15 protein-coding genes are annotated in these 16,450 nt (G+C 45.5%); 4 read left to right on the top strand and 11 right to left on the bottom strand.

Annotated features, from left to right (window positions below; all coding sequences use genetic code 11):
* Positions 1–7: 7 nt before the first annotated feature.
* Entirely contained in the window at positions 8–457 is a 450-nt protein-coding gene (locus F0L74_RS09520) for a hypothetical protein (RefSeq protein WP_149837628.1), read from the top strand.
* An 18-nt stretch (positions 458–475) separates the two neighbouring features.
* On the opposite strand, the gene F0L74_RS09525 is transcribed toward F0L74_RS09520, so the two are convergent.
* Positions 476–1,267: a helix-turn-helix domain-containing protein gene (locus F0L74_RS09525; RefSeq protein ID WP_149837629.1), complete on the bottom strand. Its 792-nt coding sequence runs from the start codon at positions 1,265–1,267 to the stop codon at positions 476–478.
* Positions 1,268–1,282: 15 nt separating this feature from the next.
* Positions 1,283–2,326: an SDR family oxidoreductase gene (locus F0L74_RS09530; protein WP_213086936.1), complete on the bottom strand. Its 1,044-nt coding sequence runs from the start codon at positions 2,324–2,326 to the stop codon at positions 1,283–1,285.
* Positions 2,327–2,529: 203 nt separating this feature from the next.
* Here F0L74_RS09530 and F0L74_RS09535 point away from each other — a divergent pair, with 203 nt between their 5' ends.
* The gene (locus F0L74_RS09535; protein ID WP_149837631.1) at positions 2,530–4,218 is read left to right on the top strand and encodes an RluA family pseudouridine synthase; all 1,689 of its coding nucleotides are present in this window, start codon (positions 2,530–2,532) and stop codon (positions 4,216–4,218) included.
* 77 nt (positions 4,219–4,295) lie between these two features.
* Here F0L74_RS09535 and F0L74_RS09540 read toward each other — a convergent pair whose 3' ends face one another.
* Together F0L74_RS09540 and F0L74_RS09545 are read right to left on the bottom strand one after the other, a co-directional pair.
* On the bottom strand, positions 4,296–4,736 hold the full coding sequence (locus F0L74_RS09540) for a VOC family protein (protein WP_149837632.1): 441 nt from the start codon (positions 4,734–4,736) through the stop codon (positions 4,296–4,298).
* A 186-nt stretch (positions 4,737–4,922) separates the two neighbouring features.
* On the bottom strand, positions 4,923–5,978 hold the full coding sequence (locus F0L74_RS09545) for an alpha/beta hydrolase (RefSeq protein WP_149837633.1): 1,056 nt from the start codon (positions 5,976–5,978) through the stop codon (positions 4,923–4,925).
* Positions 5,979–6,294: 316 nt separating this feature from the next.
* On the opposite strand from F0L74_RS09545, the gene F0L74_RS09550 reads away from it, so the two are divergent.
* Entirely contained in the window at positions 6,295–6,888 is a 594-nt protein-coding gene (locus F0L74_RS09550) for a Crp/Fnr family transcriptional regulator (protein ID WP_149837634.1), read from the top strand.
* A 15-nt stretch (positions 6,889–6,903) separates the two neighbouring features.
* Here the strand turns inward: F0L74_RS09550 and F0L74_RS09555 are convergent, their stop codons facing one another.
* Positions 6,904–7,494 carry a DUF308 domain-containing protein gene (locus tag F0L74_RS09555; RefSeq protein ID WP_149837635.1) on the bottom strand — a complete coding sequence of 197 codons (591 nt, stop codon included), beginning with the start codon at positions 7,492–7,494 and terminating at the stop codon, positions 6,904–6,906.
* 253 nt (positions 7,495–7,747) lie between these two features.
* On the opposite strand from F0L74_RS09555, the gene F0L74_RS09560 reads away from it, so the two are divergent.
* Positions 7,748–8,002, top strand: coding sequence for a hypothetical protein (locus F0L74_RS09560; RefSeq protein ID WP_149837636.1), 255 nt, complete (start codon positions 7,748–7,750; stop codon positions 8,000–8,002).
* Between the two features lie 8 nt (positions 8,003–8,010).
* Here the strand turns inward: F0L74_RS09560 and F0L74_RS34455 are convergent, their stop codons facing one another.
* The 6 genes from F0L74_RS34455 to F0L74_RS09590 form a co-directional block, all read right to left on the bottom strand.
* The gene (locus tag F0L74_RS34455; RefSeq protein WP_149837637.1) at positions 8,011–11,316 is read right to left on the bottom strand and encodes an ATP-dependent helicase; all 3,306 of its coding nucleotides are present in this window, start codon (positions 11,314–11,316) and stop codon (positions 8,011–8,013) included.
* Between the two features lie 162 nt (positions 11,317–11,478).
* Complete coding sequence (locus tag F0L74_RS09570) at positions 11,479–12,054, bottom strand: DUF1543 domain-containing protein (RefSeq protein ID WP_149837638.1); 576 nt, start codon at positions 12,052–12,054, stop codon at positions 11,479–11,481.
* Between the two features lie 62 nt (positions 12,055–12,116).
* Positions 12,117–13,532 carry an amidohydrolase family protein gene (locus F0L74_RS09575; RefSeq protein ID WP_149837639.1) on the bottom strand — a complete coding sequence of 472 codons (1,416 nt, stop codon included), beginning with the start codon at positions 13,530–13,532 and terminating at the stop codon, positions 12,117–12,119.
* Positions 13,533–13,757: 225 nt separating this feature from the next.
* A complete protein-coding gene (locus F0L74_RS09580) occupies positions 13,758–14,837 on the bottom strand; it encodes a hypothetical protein (RefSeq protein WP_149837640.1) in 1,080 nt (359 codons plus the stop codon).
* Between the two features lie 39 nt (positions 14,838–14,876).
* On the bottom strand, positions 14,877–15,371 hold the full coding sequence (locus F0L74_RS09585) for a hypothetical protein (protein ID WP_149837641.1): 495 nt from the start codon (positions 15,369–15,371) through the stop codon (positions 14,877–14,879).
* 8 nt (positions 15,372–15,379) lie between these two features.
* A complete protein-coding gene (locus F0L74_RS09590) occupies positions 15,380–16,240 on the bottom strand; it encodes a hypothetical protein (RefSeq protein ID WP_149837642.1) in 861 nt (286 codons plus the stop codon).
* Positions 16,241–16,450 lie beyond the last annotated feature (210 nt).

A 16,450-nucleotide genomic window follows, 5' to 3' on the forward strand; every position in this document is an offset into this window, starting at 1 on the left:
AAAAAAAATGGTTGTTATTATTACAGGGCTGATCGCAGGCAGCCTGGATCTTGTCGCAGCGGTGCTGCTCTTTATTTCCCGGAGTAAGCAAAACCCTTCTTTACTTTTCAGATATATTACCAGCGCCGCATTGGGGCCCAGCGCATTCAGTGGCGGCGCCCAAATGGTGTTGTTGGGAGTTTGTTTCCATTACCTCATCGCATTGTGCTGGACCGTATTGTATTTAACCCTCTTTTCACGGGTGTTAGCATGCACAGCATTACTTACAAATGCTATCATATATGGGCTCTTTGTCTGGGTGATCATGAACCTGGTGGTCCTTCCACTTTCAAAAGCTGCCCCAAGGCCCTTCTCAGCATCGTTCGCGCTCATCAACATTGTTATCCTGATCATTGCCATCGGGCTGCCCTGTGCCTATGCCGCTAAACATTATCCTTTGCTGCTGCCTGGGTTCTAAAAAGCAGGCAAGCTGCATTCAGGACGGCGCCAGATCGCTGGGGCTATACCCAAAATGTTTTTTGAAGGCAAAGGAAAAATGGGAAAGATTCTCAAAGCCGGCGTCCAGGTAAATATCCGACGGTCTTTTCTTTTGCCCGAAGATCTGGTAATGGGCCAGCTCCAGCCGTTTCTGCGTTAACCATCTGCCCGGCGAGGTTTTAAATGCACGCTTAAAGTCCTTCTTAAAAGTGGTCAGGCTCCTCCCAGTCAGGTAACCAAATCTTTCCAACGAAAGATTGAACATGTAGTTTTGCTCCATAAAACCTACCAGGTCCAGCTTGTCTGGTTCTTCAAAATCCCCCAGCAGCTCATCTACCTTAGGATCAATAGCGCGGAGTACGCGGATCGCTTCTTCCACCTTAAAAGCGGCTATATCCGCCGGCAAGGCATCCGCCAGCTCAAAATAAGGCAATAAGGAGTTGAACAGGCTTTTCAATAAGGGATGCTCCTGGAATGTTTTAAGTTGATAATTATACTGCCCGGTTGGGTTAAGCTGGTTGGACGTGTAATAATGCTGCAATCTTTCTTTGCGGAAGAGCAGCGAAATGACAACACAGGGTGTGCCATCCAGCGGCAATTTACTCATCCTGCCCAGCTGATTACGGGGAAGCAGCGCGGTATCGCCCGCAAAAAACCGGTAGCTGCGCTCCGCTGTCACGATCCTCATCTCTCCGGAAATGACACGCACCAACGCCGGCTGCGGCAGGATCAGCTCCCGGCTATAGTGCGCCTCCTTTTTGCAGGCGATAAATACTTCGGCTACTTCCATCGCGTAAAGTTAGGATTATTGATCTAACAAGTGCAGGCGGATCATGCTTTCAGCCGTTGCCAGCACCGCATCTTCAGTAGAACGGGGCGACCAGCCCAACAGACGGATAGCCTTGTCACTGGTCGTATTCATCACCATGCCCAGCAAAGGGAGCATCAGTTTAGCCGTAGGATTCTTCAATGCCAGGATCCGCATCAACGTATTAGGTACCTCCTTAACATTTACCTTACCGGCAGCCTCGCCCAAACGCTCTTTCAGGATGCGGGCTACGCCAACCAGCCAGATACTTTCTCCTGCGGTGGCAATAAACCGCTCCCCTTTTGCTGCCGGATGCGTCATAGCGCGCAGGTGCAGGTCAGCTACATCACGGACATCTACAAAACCAGCATTAATTTTCGGACAACCGGGCATTTTGCCGGTTAACAGGTTTTTGACCAGGTGTATGGAATGTGAATAATCCGGTCCTAATACCGGCCCCAGGACTCCCGAAGGGTTAACAACGGAGAGTTCTAACCCGCCGCCTTCGCTGTCTATAAAATCCCAGGCTGCCTTTTCTGCCAGCGTTTTCGATTTTTGGTAAGCCGGCGTTCTATCACTGGCAACATTGGTCCAGGTTTTCTCGTCATAGGGCGTCTTTTGCGATGGATGACCGCAGACAATAGCACCGATAGCAGACGTCAGTACAACACGCTTAACCCCGGCATCCCTGGACGCCCGCAAAACGCGCAGCGCACCCTCCCGGGCGGGAATGATCATTTCGTCTTCGTGTTTGTAATCCTGGTTAGGCGTGGGCGAAGCTACATGCAGTACGTAGGTGCAGCCATGGGCTGCCTCTTTCCAATTCGCATCGGCGGACAGGTCTGCCGCTATAAAACTTAAACGCTCTCCGGCTTCCACTCCGCCTTCCCGTAGCATGGCCCTCACTTCCGCTTCACGGCTCAGGGAACGAAGGGTTGCCCTCACCCGGTAGCCTGCCTGCAATAACTGAAGGATGCAATGCACGGCTATAAAGCCCGATCCGCCCGTTACCAATACTAATTTTTCAGCATTTGAATTCATGGTCATCTTTTTTCTTTTTGATGACACAAAATTCGGTGTAAAAAGGGCTGGCTGTTTTGTTTAAAAGTCGCAATTTACTTTGTTTAAAAGGCGGAGCACAGTACTAAGCTATTGAAAATCAATTTCATCCAGATTAATCACGCATAACGCTATAGTTCAAAGGAGAAACAATAATTTTGCGCATTAAATACTGCAGAACGTAAGTGGAAGATTGTAAACACAGCAGGATCTCTTATTTCCTGGACAAGTCGATAGATAGGATAGCATTACCGGAAAGATTCACCTTTCCGTTTTATTACGAGCCACATCCATTAGCGAAAATAGCGGCCGATGAGCTGCAGCACTATCTGGAAACGCAAACAGACCTCAATCATAATTTTGGGCTGGACATTGACCAGGACGAAAACGCCATCGGCAAAATGTTCGGTATCATGGTGGTACAGGATCCCCAGGGAAAACTCGGTTATTTATCAGGATTCTCCGGTAAACTGGCCGGCACAAATGACCACCCGGAATTTGTTCCCCCCGTCTTTGATATGCTCGTTGAAAACAGCTTTTTCCTGAAAGAACAGGAGATCATCAGCTCCATTAACACCCAATTAGAAGCAATATACGCAGACGAAAATTACAAGCGCCTGTGCCTGGATCTTGAACAGCTATCAGCCGGATCCCAACAGGAAATTGCCGCCTGGAAACAACAACTGAAAAGCAATAAAGACAACCGGAAAGCGCTCCGTGAAAAGTTAAGGACCAGCCTGGATCAGCAGGCATACGAAGTTGCAGAAGCAGACCTCGTTAACCAAAGCCTGTATGATAAACGCCAACTGAGGGACATTACAAACAAATGGGACACCCTGCTGACGGATATACGAACAAAACTGGCCGGCTACGAAGCTACTATCGAGGCATTAAAGAATGAACGCAAAGAACGATCAGCAGCTTTGCAACAGCAGCTTTTTGATCAATATACCTTTTTGAACAAAGACGGTAAAAGCAAAAGTTTACAGGAGATCTTCAGCGCAACAGTTTTAGGCAAACCACCCGCCGGCGCCGGCGAATGCGCTATACCCAAATTACTGCAATTTGCATTTGCAAATGGCTACAAGCCAATTGCTATGGCAGAATTCTGGTGGGGCGCTTCTCCCAAGTCAGAGATCCGGAAACATAAACATTTTTATCCCTCCTGTACCGGTAAGTGCAAGCCTATTCTGGCACATATGCTGGAAGGAATGCCCATTGACGAAAACCCGCTTTTACATAACCCGGAGCAGAACCGGAGCCTTGACATAGTTTTCGAAGATGAAAACCTCCTGGTGGTCAATAAACCAACCGGATTACGTTCCGTTCCCGGCGTTAACATAGCGGATTCCGTTTACACAAGATTAAAATATGTATTGGAAGATACCGAACCGCTGATGATCCACCGGCTGGACATGGATACTTCCGGCCTTTTAGTGGTCGCCAAAACCGTGGAAACGCACAAGCATATCCAAAGACAGTTCCTGCAACGCACGGTAAGTAAACGCTATACAGCCTTGCTCTCCAAAGTGATTGACCAGTCAGAAGGAGAGATCGATCTTCCCCTGTCCGCAGATCTGTTAAACCGGCCAAGACAACTGGTCTGCTTTAAATCCGGGAAAAAAAGCGTTACCAGGTGGAAAGTGATCAAACGATACGGATCTGTGACCAAAGTTGCTTTTTGGCCGCTTACCGGCAGAACACACCAATTGCGCATGCATTCAGCGCACGAGCTGGGGCTTAATGCCCCCATTGTGGGAGATGATCTTTATGGAACAGCGTCTGAAAGAATGTACCTGCATGCGGCGTACCTGGAGTTTATGCACCCGCAGAAAAAAGAACGGATCAGTTTTGAGGTAGAAGAGAGTTTTTGATTATACCTATAAAAATATACCTTGTAAAACATGAAACATAAATAACTGTTTGGCGGTTCAATAACTACGTTAGAACATTAACTAAGGCCGGCCACTTTCTGGTCATACGCCACCATCCACTGAACCCCATACTTATCCGCAAACATGCCAAAATATATACCCAAAGGACCGTCAGAGATCGGCATTTCAACACTCCCTCCTTCCGACAGCCCGTTAAACAACTTATCTGCCTCTTCCCTGCTTTCCGCGCTAATAGATATAGTATTCCTATTGTCGTTCTCCGTCACCTGTCCCATCACTTCCAAAACATCACTACCCATTAACATATTACTTCCGCTGATTGGCAGCGAGATATGCATAAGCCTGTTGTCGTCATTTTCAGGTATCGGATATTCAGGGCTCGATAGGTCTTTGTAACGCATAACCTTTGCAAACTCTCCGCCAAATACTGACCTGTAAAATGTAAATGCTTCTTCGGCATTACCATTAAAGTGAATGTAAGGATTGATAAGCGCCATAATTGTTATTTTTTGTTTGTTACAATACAAATCTCGTCAACAAAGATGACGCTATCCGGGTGTAATTACGACATTCTTAGTGGCCAATTACGCCAAACTGCCCAATCTCCCATCAAACGGCAAAGTCCTGATCCATAGGGACCAGGACTTGTACCTTCCAATCTTCGCTTATATTAAGCCCCTTATTTAGTGTAAATGCTTCTTAAGCTCAGCCGCTACCTGGAGGAACAATTCCCTGGTTTCCGGCGCCTCTGCAAGCCCATTCAGCAAACCCCAGTCATGGATCATTCCATTATAACGGACAGTCGTTACCGGCACCCCGGCCAGATCAAGTTTACGTCCAAAAGCTTCCCCTTCATCACGCAGTATATCATTCTCCGCAACAAGGATCAATGCCGGCGGAAGGCCTTTCAGCTGCTCTACAGTTGCCTGGAGCGGTGATGCATGGATATCCTTCCGTTTTTCAGGATCGGCAATGTACATATCATACATCCATTTCATGGTAGTCGTTGTCAGGAACCTGTCCTTTCCAAACTGTTTGTAAGATTCAGTCTCAAAATCAGCGTCAACAATTGGCCAGAGCATTACCTGCAGCTTGATCTTAGGACCATTTTTCTCCTTCGCCATCAAACAGGTAACCGCTGTCATATTACCGCCAACACTGTTACCAACAACAGCCATGTTTTTGCCATCTACGCCAATTTTCGCGCCATTTTCAGCTACCCATTTAGTACCGGCGTAAATTTCATTGATCTGGGTCGGAAATACCTTATCAGGTGTAGGTGTGTAGTTCACAAAAACAGCCGCATAACCAGATAAGACAACCAGGTCCCTGACCATCCTCTTATGCGTTGGATAATCGCCTAATACCCAGCCACCGCCGTGTATAAATATGAAAATCGGTAGTATGCCTTTTGCGCCGGCTGGCTTAACTATATTTAATTTAACTTTGATGCCGTCTTGTTCAATGATCTGTTCAGACTCAGTAATACCAGAAAGATCTACCTTAACAGAAGCCTGGGCTTTGGATAATATAGCCCTTGCATCAACCGGCGATAATGATTCCAACGGCGGAATACCGGCTGTATTGAGGCCATGTAAAAATGTCTTTGAAGAACTGGACAAGCGGGGATCTGTTGCATAATCTGCTACATTGTTGTTTTCCTGGGCAATGGCTGCGTTAAAGCTCCACACGGACGCTAATAATACCAGGGTCCGTTTTAATGTTAAAACTTGTTTCATGTGATAATTCTTAGGATGTAATTGTTATTTCATTGTTCACTTCCAACACAACAAAGCTCCGGTTTCCGTTAGTCAAAAAACTTAAGAAATCTTTATTTTAGACGCAAAACCAACAGCTTTGCCGGTTATCTTTAAAACAAGCGGACAGTTACACCTTTAACATTTTCATTTTTTAACTTAAGTTAAAACCCGGGGATTTTTTCGTACCGAACTTGCTTCGTATGACTTGTATGTGCCTGAGCTGTAGCCATTCAGGCATATTATTGTATATTGTGAAACGGGCCGCAGCGCCCTCAAAGTAAAAAGAGATAACACCATGAGTGAACACTATGAGATGCTCAATGCGCACCTGAAAAATTTTGCCCCATTGACGGACAAGGATCTCGATGCGGCCAGTAGCCTTTGGAAACCCCGCAAAATAAAAAAAGGCGACTTTTTTAATATGCAGCACATGGTATGCAACGATCTTGGATTGGTCGTTAAGGGAATTTTCCGTATCTATTATAGTGATCCTGATACCACCGAAGAGAAAAACATGTACTTCTTTTCAGAAAACCAATTCATTGTTTCCTTCCGTAGTTTTATCACCCGCCAGGCTTGTCACTATTTTATTCAAGCCATGGAGGATGCCGAGCTCATTTATATATCCTACCGCGATCTCACCAGTTTGTACGAAACGCATCCCAACTGGGCCAGGTTCGGACGGCTGCTCGCAGAGTTGTTTTTCACCTATTCACAATCCCGGACAGAAGAATTACTTTTCGTCAGCCATGAAAAACGATATATCAGCCTGCTGAATGAACATCCAGACATTGTGAACCGCATACCAGCCTACCATATCTCCTCCTATCTTGGCATTACCAATCCCTCTTTGAGCCGTATCCGGAAAAGGCTGGGACGCGGTGTATAATATGGCCGCGGTTGCTTAAGCAGCATCCGGCGCCGCCTTAATTGTTTTGGCTAACCGGATCGCGGTCAGGATGAAATAGAATGCGCCAAACGCGGCATAACCGGCCAAAGTAGAAATTCCCGAGTTGGGGGCGTGTGCCATATTTATGAAGGCACCGCCCGCCAAAACAGACTGTCCCCCACTGATGATCATAGGCCATTGCCCGCCCATTTGCTTACGCCGGCGTAAGCCCAGTATCAGCTGCATCAGGCCGGCAAGGATTGCCCAAACGCCAAACACAATGATGGCTTCTGGTATGCCCTTTTGCAGCGCCGCAAACACCGCAATTGCGGTAATAATACTGACGCCTGCATTTATATACTGTGGCGTTTTTGACGCGGCCGGCGGATTAGCCTTAATATCCAGGAAGATGGCAATTGCATCCCAGGCAGGATAAATAATAAAAAGAACCGCTGCAATACCGCTATTGCCCTTAGCCAAAACAGCAACAAGTATCACCCAGATAATGGAAAACGAAGCGCGTAAAAAATAGAGTTTGCGCAGGGACCTGGCAGTTTCAACAGTCTCCGCTGAAATAACCGTTTGAGATTGATTTAATGCGTTCATAACACGATGCTTTAATGTTTTTTGCTACGTCAAAGGTCACCGATATTTCGTTGGAGGTTTTTCACCTAAGTTAAATTCTGAAGAAAAAACTAAAATTGCTGACCGAAGAAGTTATTATACCACACTCATAATTATTAACTTACTGTCCATCCTGGTTGTGTTATGGATGACGTTTGTAATTGTACATGACCGTGTACTTAAAGACTGTTGTTGATTTTACCAGGCGCATACTGATCATTAAACCAATATAAATATGCAGACAGATGCCAATAAGGAGTTGCAGGAAAAAATCAGATTATCCCGTGAAGCATTTGAAATAGCTCAAAACGTGAGTGAGCGGCTAAATGAGCGCTTTAAGATAGCTGACCTGGGCGTTGCTGCCAATGCGCAGAAGGTATTGGTAGTTTCTGGAAGGATAGACAGCGAATCGCTGAAGACGGAAGTGATGAATTTCCTGAGTACAATGATGCCTGGTTGGCAGTTGAATGTTGAACTGGGGGTAAGCTAATAATGCCCTCAGGTGAATGAGCTCATGGTGACATACCCCCCGTTTCTTTTCACGTCCGATATCAACTCGCGGTAGGCGGCCGTCCACCCCACCGCTTCCGCCGACCCGAGTACAATCACCTGTGTGATCGCGCGCGATAAACCTACCAGCAGCTTCCGGTCCGTCATGCCGCTATCATCATGGGCAATGCTTTGAATGCTGCCAGCTTGTTTCGGGCTGGATACCGTAGTAGAAAAGATGATCACCCTTTTTTCGTTTCCCTGAAAACGTTCCACCGTATCTATCATCAGCTCTTCTTCTTCCAGCCAGTGCGCCGGTAATAAAGATTTTATTTCAGCTATCTGCGCCCTGAAAGGAGTAATGATACCAATATCCTTTAGCTGCAATCCTGCCTGCCCGTGTAGCATGCTCACCAGCTGGGACACTATCCGGGCTTCCGCTGGGTTTCTTTTCAGCCCGCTGCCATTTTTAGTTTCGATAAATACAGTCCGGCTTTTGCTTACCGGATAAAACGGGTTATCCGGGTTTAACTGGTAGGGAGCGGAGATATCTTGCTGCTCCTCTTTCCCCGGTAGCAGCGGTTTCAGGTAGTGCCGGCTTATCAGTTCCGCTATCTGCTGATGCATCCTGTAATGGTTCGTAAGCTGTCCGTAGGCGGTGGTCCACTTTTTATCATATGCATTACGGAACAAACGTTCGAACAATGATACCCTGAAATCCCGGATCCCCAATTTCCAGAGGTACCCCTCTTCCGCGGTGATGCATAACCGGTCATCTTGTGTTACTACGGAGGGCAATTGTTTATGATCTCCTATCAGCACAAACTTGTCAAATACCGATAATACGCCGGCCAATTGTGCTTCCGTCAGCTGGGATGCCTCATCCACCACCACCTGTTTAAATGGATACAGCCGCTGCAAAAGCAGCAGATTATTCTGAAAACTGGCAACAGTGGTCACGATCACCGTATGCGACTGGGCAATCTGCCGCCACACATCCGGATCTTTTTCATCTGCTATCTGCATGGCAAACAACTGATCGTCTTCCACATATTTGCTGCCAACACGCAGATACCGGATGGGTTTTCCATCCCTGGGATGTTTTAATTGCTGGCAGATCCCTTCCACAGCGGCGTTTGTAAACGCAAGCACAAATACAGGCCCCTTTCCCTCCTGCAGGGTATAGCGCAGGTAATTCACCAGGAATGTACTGGTTTTGCCGGTGCCCGGGGGCCCTTGCAGCAGATAATAATCGTCTGCAGAAAGCGCATCCTTCAACGCCATATACTGATCTGCAGAAAGCGTAGCAGGCAGCGCATATGATCTGTCTGTAAAAACGGGCGCATCGTGCCCCAGGATCAATCTCTTTTTTCGCTCACTGGCCGCCAGTACATTAAACAGGCTGGATATCACACTCCAGAAATTCCGCTCGTACAGATCAGGTTCCACCCCCCAGTATTCAAACTCGTCAAAATACGCGTAGTAGGTCTGCTTGTTGTGAATGGATATAGTAATATGGTCCTGGTTCAGCGCTTCAATAGAGCCTTTGAGGATATGCTGCGCCAGGCAATTTTCCGTTTCGGGGTAAAGGATCACCAGGTCTCCTTTTCTGAAGGCATGGGTCATCGGCTCGCTCATCTGCAGCAGTATATGCCCCTTTGGAACCTTTTTGCCCACTATCCGGAGATGGGAAATGATCCGGAATGTTTCCTTTTTATAGTCCGCATTATCTTTCCAGAAAGCCGCAAAACCGTTGTTCGTATCCTCCTCCTCCCGTAGCAGATGTCCCACTTTCGCGTTGATCATTTCCCGCACGGTAAAAGCGGCCAATGCCTGGTAATATTGCGTTGCAATACGCGTTGGGTCGTATAACGCCTGAAACCGCTGCAGCTCATGTTCGCTAAACTTTGACAGGCCGGATACGCCGTATTCTTTAATTTTTCCCAAAAAACGATAGTCATCCCTGGAAAAGGCGTATAGTTTTGACACGATCTTATTTCGTAAACGCAGCATGACATGCCACTCGCGATGCTCCGTCACAATATTCCGGTAAGGGGAAATGGTGCATTTGGAATAGAATACAGCATTGGTGCCTTTCCTCTCCTCGCCATATGTGCTTTTCAGTAACAGGTCGTATCCCACCACCTGCATCTTATGGTTCGCCCATGCAATGGACATTTCAGGATCACTGGGCCCTCCGCTCTTTAGTTCGATAATATTCCGGCTGCCCTTTGCCTGATCGATCGCCAGCATATCCAGACGCCCCTGTAAGCCATACTGCGCGGAAAAATACGTGGGCTCCACCCATACCTTGTGAACAGCCTCTTCTTTTACCAGCATACGGATATTTCCGGAATGCTCCGCTTTTACGGACCTTCTGATCTCCTGCATTTCCTGCCGTCCCAGGTAGGCAGCCTTCAGCGCATTATCCCGCTGCGCATCGTCAAATACTTCATCAAGGCCTTTTTCATTGTTACATATAAATTCGTCCAGACAGGCGCCAACGATCGTTCCCTTTAATGCGGCAGCTCCCGGCAGATTTTCCACCAGCTTACCAAGAAAAAATGTATCCTCGTTGGCCCCAAACTGGTTAAAACACTCGCCAATGGATGTAACATCCATCAGAAAATCAGGCTCCAATACCAGGATCGAATCATATCGGGTAGTATAATGGTTCTTCCCCTTGTTGGACATATTCTTTAATGACAGGATCGAATCCGCCGCGATCAGGTCCCTGATATAGGTAAAGTCTATAGTGGCGTTGCCGCTTTGATGTTCCCGGATCTCGATGGCCAGCACACCTTCCATATCATCCAGATCATAGGCGCTTAAAGTAAAATACTTCAACCCATCCTCCACCTCCACCGCTGAGCAAGCGGTACAAAGCACATGGATATCCCTTTGCTGGGCCGGGGTTGCACGGGGTATCATCCTGGAAAAATAATCTTCTATATAGCCGGCTTGGGCAGGAACAGGCTGATGCTGCAACCGGTATAAGATCCGCTTTACCAGCATTACCCCCTGGCTAACCATTTCATCATGCAGGGCAATTTTAACGCCCAGACCAGGCAACCGGCGGAATGCGTTCAAATTCCGTGTTTCCTGCTCGGAGAAGGGCAATTCCATAAGTATATAGCGGAACCGCGCGTAGAAGTTACCGAACGCCCTCTTCTCCCTGTTGGTGATATGTATAATTAGTTTCCGGAAAGTGGTATGCACTTGTGTAAACCGGTCCCCGGTATTACCGGCAACGGAAGTGATCAGATCCAGCTCGTTTAAAAATTTCTCTGCATACCCGGCATTCGGCGAACTCATAGTATAGCGATTAGTAGATGGGTGTACTCTTTATTCAGGTGATCCTTCAAAGATCTGGTTTCCAAAGTTGCTAGCCAAATTTATTGGCAGAACGGTAAAGCTGATATATGCAGCTTTATCTTATACAGCCAATACATTATATTTTCGGCGACTAGGAGCCCATCACAAGGCATCCAGTCTAAAATACCCCATATGCATCGGATCTTCTGCAATACCTGGCTGCGGGGTGACTATTAACCTGTATTGATCTTTTATACCGGCAGGCAAAATATCTGCTATATCATAAATATCATCTACATCAACACCATATTTATCATCTACATGTGCAGATTGCGCATGTTTGAAAAAAGCGGTTCGTTTTCCCTGCGTTATGGCCATTTGTTTATCGCTGGCTACCGTAATGATCTTATAGTGAAACTCTTCAAACTCATTTTCCTTATAGCCGCCAAGATTAATAAAAAAAAGCCGCGGTTCCACCGCAGGTGATTGCGCTGCAGCTGCAATTGCGGGCATAGCTTCCCGGGAGGCCACCCGGATGACATATCCGTTAACGGCAGTGACTTCCCGCCAGGCATCAATATGAATTTTAGGCGCGGCCTCTGGCCAGAACTCCAGAATAGCGGGTACAAGATCTTTCAACGAAAGACCAATACTAAAAAAAATATCGTGTTGTTCCGTATGACGGCCATTGGGCTTACAGCCCAGCAGCAACATATATAGTTTAGGCGCTGATACCATGTAACATGTGCGGTTGTTGCGGTCAAGGTACCTCAGAAAATTCATATTATCAACATGGCAACTTACTTCACGAAGCTTACATCCCCTTCTACCTGCATAAGCAGGTTATCCACATCTGTCCGGCTTAAAAATTTTCCATTTACAATTACTGAATAGATCTTTTTTGTATTACTGATACTTTCCAGGGGATTTGCATCCAGCAATATCAAATCGGCAATTTTACCTTTCTCAACACTACCAAGATCCTTATCCTTCTGAAGAAATTTTGCCGGATTGATAGTAGCAGTTTGTAGCGCCTCAAATGGCGACAAGCCAGCTTCTACCATCAGTTCAAGCTCATCATGCAGACTAAACCCCGGCATCAGGAAAGGGTTTGCAAGATCTGTACCTGCAAGTATTTTCACGCCTGCCCGTTGCATATCTGCCACAAGTTTCAGGGATTGCTTAAAAAACATGGCCCGCTGTAGCGAGTCACCAACGATCCTGGCTGGCAAGGCTTTTTTCCATGTTTCTTTAAGTGAGCCCGGAAAATACTTCAAACGGCTATCGTTCAGGAGGCGGGTTAAATTAGCACCGGAAGAAAATATCTGCAAATTTCTTAACGTAGGGCATTGCCATGTTTCGTTACGAAGAAAGATAGAAAACAAAGCGGCTGCCTTCTCGTCATCATATGTTTCCGTGGCTTTAAAACTGGCCTGCATTCGCTTTATGGTACCCTGAATTGCCGTAGCAGAAATTGTAAGCTCCTTTCTGATCTCAACTTCTTTTGATGAAACGGAGATAAGGATATCTGATAAATGTTCGATACTCCGTTGGCCTAAATTGGAAGCTTCAGCGGCAGTACTTGAAAAAGGCACATGACCTTCAAAGGGGATATTCAGTTTTTTCGACTCCCCGGCAATGGCCAGGTAAATGCCCTTCCCAAGTGTATTGTACACCTTGATGAAATCAGCTTTCTGCTGTTTATAGGACCGGACTATCTCTTCTGCTGCGTCAATATTGGCAGGATAGGTAAACAGCAGGGTATCCGGTTGAGGCGGGCCATCCAATATTCTTCCTGTTACTGCGCCCAGGCGTGGTCCCAGAATTTTGGAAGATTGAATCTCATCACGTATGTGGTCTATCTCTGCCAAACCCATATCACTCGCCATATCACGTATACCCGTAACGCCATTGGCTATAAAAAGAGGGAAAAAATATTGAAGTCTTCCTTTTCGTAAACTATGCGTATGCATGTCCCAAAGACCCGGGATCAGGTATTTTCCTCTCCCTTCTAAAATGGTGGCTTGCGCTGGAATACTGGCTTTTTCGTCCAGAGAAACAATTCTATTTCCTTCAATAACAACCAACCTGTCTTTGGTTACCTTATTATCTATTACGTCTATTATGGCAACATTCTTTATGACCAATACATTATTTTGTCCTAAACAACAAAGAGGGAGCAGCAGTAGAAGAACAACAATACATCGCTTACTCATAGTAGCAATTTGTAAGTTGATGAAATATATGGGGCATTGAATCCTACGGAGAAACCCGAAGTGCTTAGTATCCGGTCTCTTATGTCTACCAGTATTTAAATTAGCGAAAAGTTTGTTGAAAGAGTTAAAAAATTTCCATCGACCAGGAAATCCAGTGCAACAAATAAGTATTTATGCGTATACGGTAACACTCAGCATCACCTCTCCCCTTCCGGAAATATTCCTTCACTTGTTTAAAATTGCTTTACCTTCTTTATCATAGTCCCAACCCCTGCCTGGAGAACCATCCATCTCATATGTCTGATAATGCCCAAACTCAACTCCGTTTAAAGAATACATAATAGAAGAGACCACTCCATTATCATGATAATAAATTACCGTTCTGAATTTCTTCTCCGGGTCTATTATTTCCTCTCTGCTAATTTTACCTAGCCGTGTATACTCTCTTGAAATGATGGCTCTCCCGTAGCTGTCAAAAATAGTTTCATATTGAGCCTGCACTCTTTTATAAACAAAGTTTAGGGAATCTTCGGTTTTATAAAAGTCCTCTATAAGCAATTTTTTCCAACTCTTTTCTATTGTTGAATCGTAGTATATCCTGGATGCATTCAGCGGTTTACCCCTTTCATAATAATCGTCCTCATAAATTTGTCCTGTCTCATAAAACCATGCTGCCTTTCCATCTAAGGTATCATTTACATAGGATTGCCGGCAAAATAGCATCCCGTTAGGATACCAGATCTTTCGTGCTCCGTTTAGCTTCCCATTAACATAGCTCTCTTCTATTTCAATCTTACCATTTTTGTAAAACTCTTTCCTCTCTTCACTCACAAATTTGCGGATTGGATGCCCATACAGTTTCCTTAGCTGGTCCAATTCCTGCAAGCCGCTGCCGTATTTCCAGTCTCTTCGCCCGTCCCGTTCTTTGTATCGCCTGTTTCTATCACAAGGTAATATTGAAACTTTATTATTTTTTATCGTACCAAATAGTAGCCATTCTTCTCCCTTTGAAACACCAATGTCGCAGGAAGAGTTTTTCGCATATTCAAGGATTTTGTCGATTTTTTCTCCTTTAAAAAGTTCAAGGACTTTAAAAGACAATTGTCCAATAGTTTCGTGGTCATCTTTTGTAGGCTCCTTCAAAATTTGATCATCAATTATTTTGACATGTGCTATGAAGCTGTATTCTTCCAACTGGGCCAAACTGTCTATTGTCAAAATATCACTACAAACACAGGCCTGCGAAGTCTGACTGATGAAACCTGTCGAAATGAATATAATTACTATTCTTAAATACTGTCTCATAGAATTATCTGTAACGGCAAAACGCTCGCTGATCTGCAACTACCACAAATCCCGCTCCTCAAGATGGCTCACATTCAACGCATAATAAAAATAACCCATCGTGCTGCTCTCTTCTCCCCCCATATGCATCTCATCCGTCATGGAAATATGCAGATCCTTAAAAAACCATTCCCCATCTTCATTTCTGGTTATGGGCGCATACTTTGATAACCCTGTAGCGATAGTTTCCATCTCATCGTTAAAATCAAATGAGAATTCAAAAATCTGTATCCCATCACAGTGATGAATTTCCAGCTCCATCAACAGATCATCCTTATCATAATTCAGAGAGAAAAAATCCCCGGTTGATTCGCTGTCATCATAAATATCGTTCCGCACAATAATGGGCGGCTCTGTACCGCCTAAGGGAATAACCCGGTTCTGTTCTTCATAGGTTCTGCCCAGTTGCGCCCGCACTGACTCCCGGGAAGCGCCAAACTGCAGTTGGATATTGTCTAAAACAAACTCCTTTGTTGATAGATAACGGAAGATCATAAGCTCCTCTATTTTGCTTTAATATAATTATGCTGGATCGTATAAGTATGCTGGTCTTCCGTTGCTTTTTGTGTGGCTAATTTGCCTTCCGCATCATAAGCATTGGTATAATTAAGGCCGGCCTCATCACCCTCCTCATCTTTTCTCGAAAAACTTGTCAGGTTATTTTTCCCCAGGGAAACGATTCCCCCAACATTCTCCTGCATAATGGCCATGAGGTATGGGTTCTGGGAAAACAAACTCAGGTAGGCATTGGGATGGTTATCATAAGTGAAGGTGTATTCCTCGATAGTTACATTACCGGGATCTCCCGCGTAGTTATTATATTTGTGCTTATGCACTTTTACCGGGTTGCCGCCGCTATAGGTAAATTCAGTATAGCTGAGCTGTTTACCATTATTATCTTCATATACCGTGTCCTTGCTCCCCAGTAATGCTACCTGGTTATCACTGTTGAATGATATAACTGTACTGTCCCTTAATTCATGATCATCTGCTCTCAGCTCAAATACGGTTATCTTATTGGCGCCATATACCAGGGAATCCAGCTCGTAGAAATCGTCGAATTCATACCATCGCGCGGAAGTGCATTGCTTGTGGTCATTATAGAAGAACTGTATGCGGTCATGCCATGTGTGGCTGTATCCGTTGTATTCCAGGAACAGCTCCGCCGGCGTATTGTCTGGATTGTAGCTAAGGCTGTCATAAGGAACAGCTTCCTGCTGATTGCCGTCTTCGCTGGTAAGAACGGTTGAAAGAGGCAGATAAGCAGGCGTTTCCGGCTTTGTACCGCCGTCATCATTCTTTTTACAGCCACAAAATGTAATAATGGCCAAAACCAATAGTTTGGAAACAGATAATTTCTTCATGGATGTTATCTAATCGTTTGATTTTGAGTTCGCATTTGCATTCCGTTTTTGTACCTCCTTACGGGGTTATTACAGGGTTACCTGGTTTTCTTAAAGGCTACGTTTGATATTTGGGTTAAATGACGCCGAAAGATACAAAAATTTATATTTTTTCATAACAAGTAAAACAACCGCCATGCGAATGCCACACATAAAAATGGCTAACTACCC

It is taken from the genome of Chitinophaga agrisoli (assembly GCF_008386695.1).
GTDB classification, from domain to species: domain Bacteria; phylum Bacteroidota; class Bacteroidia; order Chitinophagales; family Chitinophagaceae; genus Chitinophaga; species Chitinophaga agrisoli.